This is a genomic window from Olsenella sp. KH1P3 (assembly GCF_900167315.1).
GTDB lineage: Bacteria > Actinomycetota > Coriobacteriia > Coriobacteriales > Atopobiaceae > Olsenella_J > Olsenella_J umbonata_A.
Window position 1 is genome coordinate 361,852 of sequence record NZ_FUWQ01000002.1, and the last position, 13,383, is coordinate 375,234.

Annotated in this window: 13 protein-coding genes and 2 pseudogenes; 7 read left to right on the forward strand and 8 right to left on the reverse strand. The window is 61.1% G+C overall.

All coding sequences use genetic code 11. The annotated features are described in order from the left end of the window. Nucleotides 1-286: 286 nt before the first annotated feature. Nucleotides 287-1,567, reverse strand: coding sequence for a DNA (cytosine-5-)-methyltransferase (gene dcm, locus B5D13_RS03955; protein WP_078687031.1), 1,281 nt, complete (start codon nucleotides 1,565-1,567; stop codon nucleotides 287-289). Between the two features lie 118 nt (nucleotides 1,568-1,685). Beyond that, the gene (locus tag B5D13_RS03960) at nucleotides 1,686-3,017 is read right to left on the reverse strand and encodes a Sau3AI family type II restriction endonuclease (protein ID WP_078687032.1); all 1,332 of its coding nucleotides are present in this window, start codon (nucleotides 3,015-3,017) and stop codon (nucleotides 1,686-1,688) included. Between the two features lie 244 nt (nucleotides 3,018-3,261). Between B5D13_RS03960 and B5D13_RS03965 the strand changes: the two genes are divergently transcribed. Beyond that, nucleotides 3,262-4,389 carry a GGDEF domain-containing protein gene (locus B5D13_RS03965; RefSeq protein ID WP_078687033.1) on the forward strand — a complete coding sequence of 376 codons (1,128 nt, stop codon included), beginning with the start codon at nucleotides 3,262-3,264 and terminating at the stop codon, nucleotides 4,387-4,389. A 9-nt stretch (nucleotides 4,390-4,398) separates the two neighbouring features. Continuing rightward, complete coding sequence (locus tag B5D13_RS03970) at nucleotides 4,399-5,196, forward strand: Nif3-like dinuclear metal center hexameric protein (RefSeq protein WP_078687034.1); 798 nt, start codon at nucleotides 4,399-4,401, stop codon at nucleotides 5,194-5,196. Nucleotides 5,197-5,340: 144 nt separating this feature from the next. On the opposite strand, the gene B5D13_RS03975 is transcribed toward B5D13_RS03970, so the two are convergent. Beyond that, the gene (locus B5D13_RS03975) at nucleotides 5,341-5,739 is read right to left on the reverse strand and encodes a hypothetical protein (protein ID WP_078687035.1); all 399 of its coding nucleotides are present in this window, start codon (nucleotides 5,737-5,739) and stop codon (nucleotides 5,341-5,343) included. A 424-nt stretch (nucleotides 5,740-6,163) separates the two neighbouring features. Here B5D13_RS03975 and B5D13_RS03980 point away from each other — a divergent pair, with 424 nt between their 5' ends. From B5D13_RS03980 to B5D13_RS03990, 4 genes and pseudogenes are all read left to right on the forward strand, one after another. Next, entirely contained in the window at nucleotides 6,164-6,949 is a 786-nt protein-coding gene (locus B5D13_RS03980; protein WP_078687036.1) for a class I SAM-dependent methyltransferase, read from the forward strand. Nucleotides 6,950-7,062: 113 nt separating this feature from the next. Beyond that, nucleotides 7,063-7,572: a flavodoxin family protein gene (locus B5D13_RS03985; RefSeq protein ID WP_078687037.1), complete on the forward strand. Its 510-nt coding sequence runs from the start codon at nucleotides 7,063-7,065 to the stop codon at nucleotides 7,570-7,572. 219 nt (nucleotides 7,573-7,791) lie between these two features. Next, nucleotides 7,792-7,857, forward strand: a pseudogene (locus B5D13_RS08890) (zinc-ribbon domain-containing protein); the annotation flags it as partial. 63 nt (nucleotides 7,858-7,920) lie between these two features. After that, nucleotides 7,921-8,403 carry a hypothetical protein gene (locus tag B5D13_RS03990; protein WP_078687038.1) on the forward strand — a complete coding sequence of 161 codons (483 nt, stop codon included), beginning with the start codon at nucleotides 7,921-7,923 and terminating at the stop codon, nucleotides 8,401-8,403. A gap of 33 nt (nucleotides 8,404-8,436) precedes the next feature. Here B5D13_RS03990 and B5D13_RS03995 read toward each other — a convergent pair. Then, nucleotides 8,437-9,222 (reverse strand): annotated as a pseudogene (locus B5D13_RS03995) (amidohydrolase); the annotation flags it as partial. A gap of 169 nt (nucleotides 9,223-9,391) precedes the next feature. On the opposite strand from B5D13_RS03995, the gene B5D13_RS04000 reads away from it, so the two are divergent. Next, nucleotides 9,392-9,841, forward strand: coding sequence for a helix-turn-helix transcriptional regulator (locus tag B5D13_RS04000; RefSeq protein ID WP_078687040.1), 450 nt, complete (start codon nucleotides 9,392-9,394; stop codon nucleotides 9,839-9,841). A gap of 133 nt (nucleotides 9,842-9,974) precedes the next feature. On the opposite strand, the gene B5D13_RS04005 is transcribed toward B5D13_RS04000, so the two are convergent. From B5D13_RS04005 to B5D13_RS04020, 4 genes are all read right to left on the reverse strand, one after another. Next, complete coding sequence (locus B5D13_RS04005; RefSeq protein ID WP_078687041.1) at nucleotides 9,975-10,964, reverse strand: ribokinase; 990 nt, start codon at nucleotides 10,962-10,964, stop codon at nucleotides 9,975-9,977. A gap of 166 nt (nucleotides 10,965-11,130) precedes the next feature. Then, on the reverse strand, nucleotides 11,131-12,018 hold the full coding sequence (locus B5D13_RS04010; protein ID WP_200802607.1) for a PTS system mannose/fructose/sorbose family transporter subunit IID: 888 nt from the start codon (nucleotides 12,016-12,018) through the stop codon (nucleotides 11,131-11,133). Next, nucleotides 12,015-12,836, reverse strand: coding sequence for a PTS mannose/fructose/sorbose/N-acetylgalactosamine transporter subunit IIC (locus B5D13_RS04015; RefSeq protein WP_078687042.1), 822 nt, complete (start codon nucleotides 12,834-12,836; stop codon nucleotides 12,015-12,017). Before B5D13_RS04015 ends, B5D13_RS04010 begins: the two co-directional genes overlap by 4 nt. Before the next feature lie 42 nt (nucleotides 12,837-12,878). Beyond that, nucleotides 12,879-13,370: a PTS sugar transporter subunit IIB gene (locus B5D13_RS04020; RefSeq protein ID WP_078687043.1), complete on the reverse strand. Its 492-nt coding sequence runs from the start codon at nucleotides 13,368-13,370 to the stop codon at nucleotides 12,879-12,881. Nucleotides 13,371-13,383 lie beyond the last annotated feature (13 nt).

Genomic DNA, 13,383 nt, shown 5'->3' on the forward strand with positions numbered 1-13,383 from the left:
CCCGTTTGCATCGCGGTCGTTGCAACCACGTTGCCAAGCGTTTCTACCAAGTCAACCGAACGTTACCGTTGCCTTCCAGACGCGATGCCACGCCGTCACATCACCACGTAAACCGATGGGGAGAAGTGCGTATGCTCCGAGCACGATTCCTTCCCTCCCCCGGTTCACGTATTCGGTACCAGTTAGCGGAGGCCCCATGACCCCCACGGGGAACAAAAGAGCGGCGGACGCGCATCGCTCGCATCCGCCGCCCGCTCAAAGAGAGCCATCAACAAATAAGCAAGGGTTAATCGAGATCCTTCGCCAGCTCGCATCCAATCCTATGCGGGATACCGACGACCAGGGCGTTGCCCATGCAGAACGCTCGATGCCCATCAGTCATGCCAACATTCGTCCAGCCCTTAGGGAAGCCCTGCAGCTGGTCAAGCTCATCAGGGACGAGTCTTCTCATACGCCCGTCTTCCGTCTTGATGATGTGCTTAAAACGGGAGGGGCCAGACCCACCCTCGCCCGTCAGGATGGTCCTGGACGGGTTCTCGAGCAGGTCAGGATAGGCCATTGAGCCCTCAGAGTAGAAGTACGTGAAGCCCGTCTTCTTGTTCACTCTCTCTTCTCGCTTCGACCCCTTGAGGTACTCCCACTTGGGCAGTTGCTCATCCGGCACGTAGAAGGACTCCGGCACCTCTGAAGCCGGGACAATCACGTCTCCCAAGCACCCCAGGCGACCGTCGTAGACTTCCTCAACATCGCAAGTCAGCACTTTTCCGTCAGCCATCACGCCACGGTTGCGGAAGGGCGAGCGCTTCGAACGTTCCTCGTTGAAGTGAAGCGTCGCGTCATACGGGTCAGCAGGAATGCTAACCGTGCCGATTTCCTCGGTCTTTGCAATTGGGAACGCTCGTGCGATAACGCCATCGAAGAGCCTTACCCGCTGATTCCAGGAGGCGTTGCGCTCCGCGAAGATGTAAACGCGCTTGCGCCTCTGGGGGAAGCCGTACTCACCGGAATTGATGACCTGCCACTCGACAGAGTAACCAAGCGAGGACAAGCAGCTGAGGATGATCGAAAAATCGCGACCGCGCTGCGACGCAGGAGACTTCAGGAGCCTGTCAACGTTCTCGAACAGGCAATAGCGCGCGTTCTCGGACGACTTAGATATCTGAATCTGGAGGAATCTGTAGATGTCCCACCAAAGAACGCCTTTCTTTCCCTCGATGCCACCGGCTTGGCTAAGGGGCCTCGCCACGCTGTAGTCCTGGCAGGGGAACCCACCCACGACCATGTCGACGGAAGGAACGTCCCTCTCGCCTGCGTCGACTTCGTCAAGCACCTTATGGATGTCTTCATTGACGACGGAGCCCTCGCCAAAGCGGGTCTCGTAGCATCGGGCCGCAAACTGGCGCGCGTTTGATCCAGGCGGCTCCCACTGGTTTGCCCATACCGTCTTATAAGGTCCCGCGGCGGGCAGGCTCATGCCGGAACCGTTTGGGTCGGTGTAGCCGTCAAGGCCAAGACGGAAGCCACCGACGCCCGCAAAGAGCTCGGCAATCTTAATCTCTTCGGACACGTTTCTCCAATCGCTGCTGTGTCCCAAAACTTGTGAGATCAATAATAACCGATCGACCGGACAAGATCAATCTTGCAAGGCGGCATGGATAAATGCCAAGCAGATGAAAGACGAGTAGCTACCGTCCAAGCGCTTTGGCAATCTCGTCGGCGATGTAGTTAGCATTAAGCCAGAAACTCTTCTTTGGAACTGGCTTGCCATGGGGCTGTGGGCAGGTGTCTTTGCTGTCCCTACCGTGCGTCTTTACAAAGCAGCACCTGTTTTCGGTCGACCTGACCGAGACGATAGCAAGTCCTTCTCTCACGTTTTCCCGCATTTGGTCATAGCAGGCTTTGGCTTCATCGAGGTCGTCATCGGACATCTGCCAGAAGCAGATGTCCGAGAGGCGATATGCACCGTCCTGGTCCTCCCTATAGAGAACGAAAAGGTACATGTTCTGGAGATACGAGTAGAAATCAGAATCCTCGAATTCTCTCTCTTCAAGGTCATAGTAGTTGAATGCCCGAAAGGAAAGGGGCTCCTTAGGCTTGCCGTTCTTCTTAAGACGTATCGTCTTTGGCTCGATTCCTGCTTTAACGAACTCTGCAATCTGTTCGTTTTCGCCAATGCCAAGAATGCGCTTTGTGATTCTCGCACACCTGTCCTTCGAGCAAGATACGCCCATCTTCTTGGCAAGCTCAGCCTCAGTGAGTCCGAAGAACGGTTCGAAGCGTCTGCGCACGAGCTCAAGAAGACCGATAGAGCCCTCATCGGCAGAGCGCCCGATAGCTTTCGCATTTTCAAGAAGGTGATTTTGGACGGACGTCATGTACGAGGCCTTAAACGCCCAAGCTCTTGGCTTCGCGCAGGCTGACGAGAAGGGCTGGGAGCGGCGGACTTTAGAATTCGCTGATTTGGTACAAGCCTCAAGGTAGACGGTATCGGAGCCAGAGATGTCCTCGGCATGGCCGGACCGTACCTTGTTCACAACCGTTTCCCAATCGGCCTTGATCTGTGGGACATCCTCGGGAGGGATTGACCAGACGTCGGCAAGGACAACCTTATAGTCGAGCAAATCAACGTCCTTCTCCCACAGATACGAGATGAGAAGGATGTTGTCAATCTTCTCCATGAGATGACTCGTCTCAAACGTCTCGTTGACGACGCTCATGTAGTCAATCATGCTCAGAACGAGCCGCTCTTTGGCAACTAAGCCACCCTTGGTCGTCCGTTTCAGGGGCGTGCACTTGAGCTCAAGCCCCGCCTCGGAGAAGTCGGGAGCAGAATCGGAGTTCGGAGCATAGTGGAAGTAGTACTCCTCCACAGCGTTGCCAAACGCCCCTTTCCTCCTATGGGGATCATCGAGCTTGGACGCATTGGTCTTCTCACGAAGGCTGTGCCCCACGAGCTTGTGAGCGTATTCGACAATTGAATGAACATCCTTCTCGTCGTATTCCTCGTGTCGCGCCAAGGCGCCCTCCCTTCACGAGCGGCTTTCCAAATCCGAGACAGACACTACCACTTGAAAGTTGCCAAACGAGGGCAATTGAAACCCGAACTCAAGACCCTTCCGCCGCTACTGTCAAACCAACGCTACTGCCAAAAACCTCGCCGCGAGACGAAATGGAACGCCGCTCAACACTGATGACGAAGCCCGCAGCCTATACTTTGTGTACACTTCAAACCCCTGTTGTGCGAGCTTCCAGAGGAGCAACATGAGCCCCGTCGACTTCATGTACTTCTACGTAAAGGACTTCTTCATCCTGCTCTTCCTCGAGCTGGTCATGCTCGTGCTGTTCACAACCAACCCCCGCATCGGATCGAGGCGAGACCGCATCCACGTCCTCAGCCTCATGGCGATATGCCTAGCGCTCTCCGTCGCACGAGAGGTGGACACGATCTTCTCGGACGTCAGCCTGTACCCCTACACCAACATGCCGCGCGCCATCGGCACCTACCTCACCTACGTGCTGGGCGTGGCGTCACTCCTGCTGTTCTTCGAGCTCGCCCTGCCAGACACGCGCAAGGTCCTGCTATTGGCAATCCCCCTCGCGCTGATGGCCATCCTGTACCTGACCATCATCATCTTCCCCACCGCAGAGAACCCCCTCGTCGTCGGCTTCGGGACGGACAACGTCTTCAGGCGAGGTCCTCTGGGCTTCACGTCACACACCCTGAGCGTAATCTACACGCTGGGCCTGATGGGAGTCATCATTCGCAGCGCAGGTTCGGCCAGGCGCGTGGACACCCTGGTCATCGTATCGTGCGGAATCGGCGTCATGTACGCGTTGGCCATCGAGACGCTGGACATCGCGACCAACGTCCTGTACCCCACCATCCTGATCAGCACGGTCGTCTGGGTCCTGTACTCGTTCATGAAGACGGCGCGCCACGACACGCTCACGAAGCTGATGAACCGCCTGACCTTCCTGGACGACGAGATGCGCGAGAACGGCAGCGTCTGTGCGGTGATCTCCATCGACATGAACGGCCTCAAGCAGATCAACGACGCCAAGGGACACATCGCGGGCGACGACGGGCTGCGCGCCATCGGAAGCGTCTTGGAAAGGTTCTCGAACGCCGACTGCCGCATGTACCGAACCGGAGGCGACGAGTTCACCGCCCTGTGCCGCAAGATGGACGAAGGCGCCGTTAGGAGAATATGCGACGGCGTTCGCGACGGCGTCATGCAGAAGGGTTACTCGGTATCGATAGGCTATGCCATGCGAACACCGGGCATGAGCGTGGAGGACGCCTACAAGGCGGCCGACGCCGCGATGTACGAGAGCAAGCGCGCGTACTACCAGCGTGAGGGAAACGATCGCAGGAAGCACCGCGCATAGGAGGGGCGCATGGCTTCCGCTGACACGCGAGACGAAATCCTGAGGCACTTGGACGAAGCGACGCGCAAGCTAAGCCCAAGCTCGACCAACACGTTCACCACGGCGGACATCATCCGCAGGGCGGGGGAGCTCGGTGCCAACCTGATCGTCTCGCACGAGGCCCTGTTCTGGAACCACGGCGACCGCCAGGACGTCATCGCTCACAACAAGACCTACTTCGCCAAGAAGGCGCTGCTGGACGAGTGGGGCGGCACCGTCTGGCGCTGTCACGACTACATCCACTCCAAGGTCCCCATCGACGAAGGAGGGCGCTACGTCGACGGCATCTTCTACGGCTTCGCCTGGAAGCTCGGCTGGCTGGACTACCGCTGCGAAGACGTACCCATGTCCCTGGACTTCAAGATCCCCCAGACGAGCGGCCGCAAGCTCGCCCAGCACATCGTCAGGAGCCTGGGGCTCAATGGCACCCGCCTGATCGGCGACCACGACGCGCGCGTGAGCCGCATCCACGTCCCCATGCACGTGACGGGCGACGCCGCCAGCGACACGCGCGAGATCTCGTACGCCGACGCCAACGACGTCGACGCACTGGTGACCATGGAGTTCGTCGACTTCACCACCAGCGAGTACATACGCGACGCAGGTATGCTGGGGCAGAACAAGTGTGCCATCACCGTCGGCCACTTCAACCTTGAGGAACCCGGAATGGAGTACATGACCCACTGGGTCCACGAGGCGCTGGGCAACGACGAGCTGCCCGTGTCCTTCGCTCCCATGCACGACACGTACCAGTACGTCTGCGCATAGGCACAAGTCGCCGCACCACGCGCCTCGGAAAACACGTCCGCCCCGGCCAAAGGGAAACCGGGGCGGACTATCTTTAGGGCACGGTCGCGCGAGGCGACTGTTTCGCATGCATCAATCTACGTGCCCGCAAGACGGCAAATGAGACTAAGCGGTCCGCGCGTCGCTGGCAGAGCGCGCGTTGCTAGCGGTCAGCGTGTTGCCAGCAGACTCCGCGTCGCTGACGGTCTCCCACTCGCAGATGACATCGTCCCACGCGTAGATGGTGTCGCTATGCTCGCCGCGCCCGTTTCGCACGCAGCGCAGGCATTCGACGCCGGGATCCTCCTCTTCCGAGTACTCGACCACGAGGAACGTGAGCCACGCGTCGGCCGAAGAGGTGGGGATGTTTACGTCGACCTGAACGGCCGTCACGACATCCTCCGGGTCATACGGGACGTTCACGAGGTTGTACTCGCAGTCCTCCCAGTCGCGAGCGTCAGGAATCTGCTTGGCCACAAAGTCCCTTATCGTCTCCTCGACCAGACTTTCGTAACGCCACCTCATAGCCATGCCTCCTTGAAGAAGTGTCCAACCGATTTGTCGCCCCGTACTATAGGCCTCCCGGGCGAGCCCGCAACGCACAAGTCGCAATCTGGCCAATTACAAAGTATTTGATACCGCTCGTCTTAATACACGCTTTTGCGATATAGAGAAGTGCAAGCTAATTGCTAGTTTTCTGCTAGCCAGACACATGCACTTCTCTACTAATGCATGAAAGTTATCTGATAGATAAGTGCCAGGAATCGGTCAGCTAAGTGTCAGACACAATCGACCGTGCGCAAGCCAGGCGCGAGCTTGACAACTGGGAGGGGCATCGGTCGCCGGGTCCATTTGTTCGCGAACCAGTAATTCCCAAGAACAAGTTGTGCTGAAAGGGATAGAGTTAGCCTACGTTAACTGTTATGGGACACGAGAGCGGAGCAACCCAATGGACCTGAAGTTTGGCGACATTCAAGAGACCGCGCTGATAACGCTCGCGGTTCGCGCGAGCGAGACCAGCCGACCCAAGCCGCGCATTCGCGACGAGAAAGCGAAAGAGATCATCGAGACCCTAGGCGTCGACGTCAGCAAATACGACCCCTTCATGTCCCACGAGGGGGTCGTCGCGCGCACACTCATGTTCGCCGAGGCCCTGCGCAAGCTGATCGCACAATACCCCGACGCGCTCTGCATCAACCTTGGCTGCGGCTTCGATGACAAGTTCTCCCAGGTAGACAACGGTAAGATCGAGTGGTACGACGTCGACCTTCCCGACCAGATTGCCGTGCGACGCAAAGTCTACGACGATCGCCCCCGCTGCACCATGATGAACGGCAACGCGCTGAGCGGCGAGTGGACTGCCGGCCTGCCGAAGGACCACTCGACCACCATCGTCGTAATGGAAGGCGTGCTCGAGTATTTCACCAAGGGGCAGACCGCGACGTGCCTTCACATGCTCTGCGATTCGTTCGAGCACGGCTACCTGGTCGCCGAGATGAACTCGATGTTCATCGTAAAGCACTCCAAGCAGCATGACGCCATCAAGAACACCAACGCGACCTTCAAGTGGGGCACCGAGAGCGGAGCCGAATTCGTCGAGCTCGAGCCGCGCCTTACCCTGCTCTCCGAGCACAGCTACAACGAGGAGATGCGCAAGTACACCTTCCTCGCCAAGGTCTTCGCGGCAACCGTGGGCAAGAAGAACAACAACCGCCTGGCCGTCTTCAGCTGGTAGCCCGTGCGGGGACGGTCGCCCCGCACGGGGCGCCGTCCTCCACACGCACCGTGGACCAATTGAGCCGGAAGGGTTAGCCTCTTGGCAAGGAACCCGCGACCGGAAGGAAAGCCATGCCACGAGAGAGCAGCAAGACCCTGGTCGTGTACTTCTCGCTCGAGGGAAACACCCGCCTTGTAGCTAACGAGCTGAAGAAGAGGATCGGCGCCGACCTGCTTGAGCTGAGGCCGGCCAAGGCCTACCCCACCGGTGGGTTCACCAAGTTCCTCTGGGGCGGAAAGAGCGTGCTCATGAAGGAGACGCCTGAGCTCGAGCCGTTTTACTTGGACCTTTCGCCCTACGACACCGTCGTGCTGGGAACGCCGATATGGGCAAGCTCGATCGCTCCGCCGCTCAGAACCTTCCTGCAAGACGCCGCCAGATCGCTCGCGAGCAAGCGCGTGGTCGCGTTCGCCTGCTGCGCCGGAGGAGACCCCGGCAAGGCCATCGAGCAGATACAGGAGCTGGCGAACACGAAGGTTCGCGCGACCGCCGTCTTCGTCGACCCGAAGAAGGGCCGCGACGAGAACTGGAACGCCAAGCTGGGCGTGCTTGCGGGGGCCATTCAGGCACGCCTGAGCTAGAGACCACACAACCGCCAGAGAGCATGCGCCCACAGACGAAAGGGCGGGACGACATCTGTAGAGCGCGTATATTCGAAGGGGCATCTGCGCCCTTGCGCGTCGCACGAAGATGAGCGCGAGAGGGGCACGGGCCAGTCGTCATCTAGCTACGCCGCTCGGTACCGTGAGTCAGCAACGCATCACCTGGTCGTTTCGTTCCCCGTCGACAGGAGGCGTCAGATGATCTGTCCAGCTTGTGGTCAAGAGATTCCCGAGAGCAGCAGCTACTGCCTGCACTGCGGAGCGCCCGTGCTCGCCACCCGGTCGCGTCACCGCTGCCCCATGTCTCGCATTCCCCGCAGGCAACGAATGGCCCTGCTGGGCGTCGCGGGGATCGCCGTGCTCGCGGCTGGCATGGGGACGGCATGTGCAATGCGGCGACATTGCCAAAACAAGGCCACTGGGCAGCGCAAACGCGAGAGCCTGAAGAATGTGCAGGAAAACCTGGCAAACTCGCTTTCGCGAATCGAGATTCCACAGCTAGAGAGTCTGCCGATTTCCGACGTATCGACGGTTTCGGCCATCATCCCCGAAGGCCTCGCCCTGTTGAACATGCCGGATACGCCAGGTCTTTCTGACCTGTCGGGCATGCCGGGGACGCTTCCCTCGTTGGTCGAGCTTCATGCGTTGGCGCACGAGCTCGAGGCAGCCGCCCGCTCGCGCGCAACAGCCGCCGCGCGCGGCGCCGCGAAGAGGGCCCTCCGGTCATCGTTCGACAGGAAGGTCCGGCGCGTCCGGCGCCTGCGCGACGCGCTAGTCGTCCTCGCGCAGGCGGTACGCGAGGACGACTAGCGTTTTGCCTCGCAAACGAGGGGCGAGACCGGGCTACTGGATGGGAAGGGCGGCAACGGTCTTATCGCCGCCCTCGTAGACCACCCTGCCACCCGAGATCGTGTACAGGACACCCGTGTTGGCGACCTGTCTCACATCGACCTCTGTCAGGTTCTGGCCGAGCACCACCATATCCGCAAGCTTGTCCTTCTCGATAGACCCAATCTTGTCCTCCATGAAGAGGGCCTTGGCGCCGTTGGTCGTGTAGAACTTGATCATGTCCATTACGCTGACGGCCTCGTTGGGGTTGCGCAGCGTCTTGGGATCGTTCTCGCCCTCGTCGAAGGGCGACTGCTGCGTGGCGCCTGCCTGGATTCCAGTAAGGGGACGAACCTCGAGCGTGATGGGATAGTCGACCGACCCTGTCATCACGATGCCCGCATCGAGCATGGTCTTGACGCGGTACTCCTTGGCAAAGCGCTCGGGGCCGAAGTTGGCCTCCTCCATGTACGAGAAGAACGGGTCGTAGTAGAACCACATGGGCTGCATGGCTCCGATGACCTCGAGGTCGGCCATGCGCTGGATGTCCTCGTCCCTCATGAGCGTGGCGTGGGCAATCTGGTGGCGGGCGTCACGCTTGCCGTTCTCCTTCTGGGCGTACTCGAAGGCGTCGAGCAACATGTGCACCGCCTCGTCGCCCATGGCGTGGAGCTCGACCTGGTAGCCAGCCTTGTCGGCGATGGCAACGACCTTGTTCAGGGTCTCCTGGTCGGTGTAGGCGGGACCGCAGTAGCCCGCGCCCATCCCCGCGGCCTCCGTATAGGGCTCAGAGAGCGCCGCCGTCGCGCCCCTCGGCTTCGACTCAGGGAAGGTCGGCTTCTACCTGGTTCGAGACGCGTTCTTCATCACATGCTTCGCGCGCCTGGGAGCCTCGGCACTGGGGCGCGAAGACGACCAGCTGGCGCAAAAGGCCCGAGGGCGGTTCCCGCTCATCGCGTTCGCGCTCGTGATGGCAATTTGCATGCTGCTGGCCGACGCGACGTCGCTCGACCCCGTCTACCAGATGCTGTATGGGGGGACCGAAAGCGAGGCAGGACACGTCCTTCTCTACTACGTGGTCAAGCGAAACGTGTTCGAGATTGTCCTTATCTGCGTCTGCACGACGGCGGCCGTCCGCAACGCGAGTGAAATCCTTGCGCTCAGGTTCTCGCAGGCCCAGCCGACGCACGACGAGGAGCGGGGGTCGGAGCTGAGACTGGCCAGGTTCTCGGAGCGCCACGCCCTCTCGAAGCGCGAACAGGACATCCTCCCCGAGCTTCTGCGTGGGGACAGCTACCAGAAAATCGCCAGCGAGCTCTTCATTTCCGTAGGCACGGTCAAGTCGCATGCCAGCCACATCTATGCCAAGACGCGAACCGGCGGGCGCAAGCGGCTGATCCAGGCATACTGGCAGGAATAGCTGGGCAAGAGGACCTCACGCGCATCCTGTGGCCCCGCAAAAGGGAAGTCTTCGCGAGGCACATCGAGCGGCTGCCCCCTCGGTCACCCAAATCGCTCCAGATAAGCTCTTTGGTCACCGCCGACAGGAGCGGTTAGCCCAGCAGCCCTTGCCTGAGAGCGTCAACAACCTGATCCGCCGTACCGTATGACGCCTGCGCGCCATGGCCCAGCGCGGCGAAGGCCGATACGCACGAGCCAAGCTCGGCCGCCTCGCGAAGCGAATAGCCAGAGGCAAGGCCCGCGAGGACCGCACCCATGAAGGCGTCCCCACAGCCCGTGGTGTCACACGCCCTGACCTCGAAGGACTCGACGCGTCTGGCGCAGTCCTCGCCCAAGACCATGGACCCGCGAGGCCCGGTCGTCACAAGTGCCTCGGAAAAGCCCATATCAAGAAGGGCGTCTTGCGCTTCCGCCCATGGCCCGCCCTCGGGCAGGCCCGTCAGCTGCGCGAGCTCGTGCTCGTTCACGAGCAGCACGTCGACGCTCTGCGCGAGGTCACGAGAGGGCGGCTCGGAGCAGGGCGAGTAGTTCAGAAGGACCTGCGCCCCAGCCTCGTGGCACCGTGCGGCCGCAACCCTCACCGAGTTTAGAGGGGTCTCCAGGCAGAGCCCCACGACGTCGCAGTCCAAGAGTTCCTCAGCAGCCCTGACGAACGCCGCGTCCAGAAGGTCGTTTGCACCCGGCGCGTACGCGATGGCGTTCTCGCCTGCCGCGTCCACGGCAATCAGGGTCGTCCCGGTGGGACGGCCCGCCCGAGCGACGCCGGTGACATCCACGCCAGCTCGTCCAAGCCGTTCGAGCAGGAAGCTCCCGTTGTCGTCTTTCCCAACAAGGCCGAACATCGAGACGCTCGCCCCCAGAAGCGCCGCGCACGCCGCCTGGTTGGACGACTTTCCGCCCGGAAGCAGCCGCACCTCTCCCCCGCGGACGGTCTCCCCGGGAGCTGGCAGATGCGGGACGTCGATGGTGTAGTCCGCATTCATCGAGCCGATCACCCCAATGCGCCGCTCCTTCTCGATGCCACGGAGAAGTGCCTCCACGCGGGCTCGACGCTCCTCCAGCTTTGGGTTCTCAGTGCTCATATCTGCCTCCAAACTCGACCGCGCGGGTTGCGCGCGTCGTTCGCACGTGGTCCATGAAAAGGGTGCGGGACAGACCTGGTCCGTCCCGCACCGGAGGAAAGGGGCCTTTGGGCAATTCGACGATGGGCAGCCGGCCTCTGGTCAACCGCCGCAAGCCAAGCGACGGCTAGCCGACGGCCACGATGCCCGTCATGCCAAAGATGAGGCCAAGCGCCATGATGCCCAAGATGAGCCAGACGACGTTGACCTTCTTCTGCAGGAGCCAGGTGCAGAAGAGCGTGAGAGAAATGGGAACGAGGCCCTTGAAGATCGCGTCCAGGTAGGTCTGCACGCCCACGGGGTCCGCGTTGGGGACCGGGATGGTGAGGGCACAGTTGAAGCCGATGAACTTGGCGGACATGGCTCCGATCATGACGAGGCCCAGGATGCTCGCGGCCTTCATGATGACGCTCATGATCCCCGTGCTGTACGCCTTCGAGAGGAAGGACGTTCCCAGCTTGTAGCCCAGGACCGTCATCCACCAGCGGCAGAGCATGGAGGGGATGTTGTAGATCAGCAGGAACAGGATGGGTCCGAGCGGGGAGCCCGTCGCCGCGACGGAAATGCCGACGGCGGCCGCGATGACGCGGAGCACGCCCCAGAACACGGCGTCGCCGATGCCGGAGAGCGGGCCCATGAGCGAGGCCTTGACCGCCTGGATGGACGAGACGTCGAAGTCGTCGGACTCGCTGTTCTCCTTCTCCATGGCCGCGACGAGGCCCATGACGAAGGTCGAGACGTTCTCGGTCATGTTGAACCAGGTGGTGTGGCGGACCATGGCATCGGTGCGGTCCTTCTGGTCCTTGTAGAAGCGGCGGAAGGCAGGCATCAGCGAGTAGATGAAGCCATCCGAGCCGGCCTCGGCCTCGCCCGCCCACAGGCAGTAGACCGTGAACGACCTCCAGTAAATGCTGTGGAGCATCTTCCTGTCTTCGGGCGACAGGTCCTTGGCACTGACGTTGACCTTAACGTCGTCGCCCTGGGACGCCCTCGTCCCCATCAGTTCGTCACTCATGCGAAGAACGCCTCCTCGTCGCTCGACCGCGAATCTTGGGCGGCCGCGGCCGCAGCCGGTGCGGACGTCGTCTGTTTCTTGAGGTCAAGCATCTCCTTGTCGCGCAGGGCGACCACGACAACGATCACGAAGGCGAACGCCGCGACGCCGACCATGTCGAGGCCGATGTAGGAGATCAAGATGAAGCCGAGTAGGAAGTAGACGGCAAGCTTCTTGTCCCACAGCATCTTGAGGAGCATGGCCATTCCGACGGCAGGCAGAAGATTGCCCGACGCCGAGAATCCCGCGATGACCGTGTTGGGGATGTTGTTGATCATCTGGCTCACCGGCTCGGCGCCGACCAGCACGCCGAGGAAGGTGGGCAGACAGCAGATGCCGTACTTGATGGCCCAACCCAGGAAGTGGACGAGCTTGATGTTGCTCTCCTTGCCGGACGCGGCCGCCTTGTCGATGAGCGGAGCCGCGAGGCTCGAGAGCGAGAGGTGAATGAACTCGTACAGAAGGCCGGCGAGAAGACCGATGGGGACCGCCAGCGCGATTGCCACGCCCTGATCCATCTTCATGACCGACACGAACACGACCGCAAGGGTGGTGGCCGTGACGGGCTCGGCCGTGACGGCACCGCCGACGTTGACGGCGCCCATGAAGATCGCCTCGAGCGCCGCACCGACCATGACGCCCGTGGGGATGTCCCCGAAGATGACGCCGGCCACGAGGCCCGCGACCAGGGGTCGCTCGGACATGCACTGTCCGAACAGATAGTTGCTGCCTATGCTGATGAACGCCGCAAGCATGGCAAGCAAAGCCGTACCAAGCATGTGTCCTCCAAACGATTGTTGACAATGGCCAGGCGCGAGCGCCTAGGCAAGCTGGTAGAGTGCCTCGGCCACATCGGAGCGCGCGTCGTTGGGCGTCACCTGATGGAACACCGGCACCCCGCAGTCGCAGAGCTCGCGGGCCGCGGCGACCTCGGCTTCGGTAAGCTCCACCGAGGTAAGGACGCTGGTCTTCTCGCCTGCGACGAAGCGCCCGACGTTGGCGACGTTGACCTCTCCGATGACTCCCGGGCAGGCCCTCACGACGGCCAGGGCATCCGCCACGCAATCGACCAGCATGAAGATGGGCATGTCCTTCCCACGCGGGTCGATCGCGATGCGGATGGCATCGTCGACCGACTTGATCAGGAGCCGCTGCGACGAGGGGCACGCCATCTTGAGCGTCGCCGAGACCATGCCACTCGTGGCCGCCTTGTCGTTGGCGACGACGATGCCCTTGGTGCCCAGCGCCTTCGACCACATGAGGGCCACCTGTCCGTGGATGAGCCTGTCATCCACCCTTAGCTGCTTGATCATCTTTCCTCCTCTC